1 rRNA gene is annotated in these 899 nt (G+C 48.4%); it reads right to left on the bottom strand.

Going from position 1 to position 899, the window contains the following annotated elements:
* Window positions 1–899: ribosomal RNA gene (locus GQS54_RS22920) — 23S ribosomal RNA — on the bottom strand; the annotation flags it as partial.

The following is an 899-nucleotide window of genomic DNA, read 5'->3' as shown; positions in this document are numbered from 1 at the left end:
TTGGGACCTTAGCTGGCGGTCTGGGTTGTTTCCCTCTTCACGACGGACGTTAGCACCCGCCGTGTGTCTCCCGGATATTACTTTACGGTATTCGGAGTTTGCAAAGGGTTGGTAAGTCGGGATGACCCCCTAGCCTTAACAGTGCTCTACCCCCGTAAGTATTCGTCCGAGGCTCTACCTAAATAGATTTCGGGGAGAACCAGCTATCTCCCGGTTTGATTAGCCTTTCACTCCTAACCACAAGTCATCCCCTAACTTTTCAACGTTAGTGGGTTCGGTCCTCCAGTTGATGTTACTCAACCTTCAACCTGCTCATGGCTAGATCACCGGGTTTCGGGTCTATACCTTGCAACTATTCGCCCAGTTAAGACTCGGTTTCCCTACGGCTACCCTATTCGGTTAACCTCGCTACAAAATATAAGTCGCTGACCCATTATACAAAAGGTACGCAGTCACCCAACAAGTGGGCTCCTACTGCTTGTACGTACACGGTTTCAGGTTCTATTTCACTCCCCTCACAGGGGTTCTTTTCGCCTTTCCCTCACGGTACTGGTTCACTATCGGTCAGTTGGGAGTATTTAGCCTTAGATGATGGTCCACCTATATTCAGTCAAAGTTTCACGTGCTCCGACCTACTCGATTTCACTTAAAATGTCTTTTCATGTACGGGACTATCACCCTGTATCGTGGCGCTTTCCAGCAGCCTTCCATTAACACATAATAAGCTTAAGGGCTGTTCCGATTTCGCTCGCCGCTACTTTCGGAATCTCGGTTGATTTCTTTTCCTACGGGTACTTAGATGTTTCAGTTCTCCGCGTTCGCCTCGTTAACCTATGTATTCAGTTAACGATACCTGCAAGCAGGTGGGTTTCCCCATTCGGAAATCCTAGTCTCAAGTG

Origin of the sequence: Paraglaciecola sp. 20A4 (assembly GCF_011378905.1) — a bacterium.
Classification (GTDB): Bacteria; Pseudomonadota; Gammaproteobacteria; order Enterobacterales; family Alteromonadaceae; genus Paraglaciecola.
This window is presented reverse-complemented; position numbering and strand designations above follow the sequence as displayed.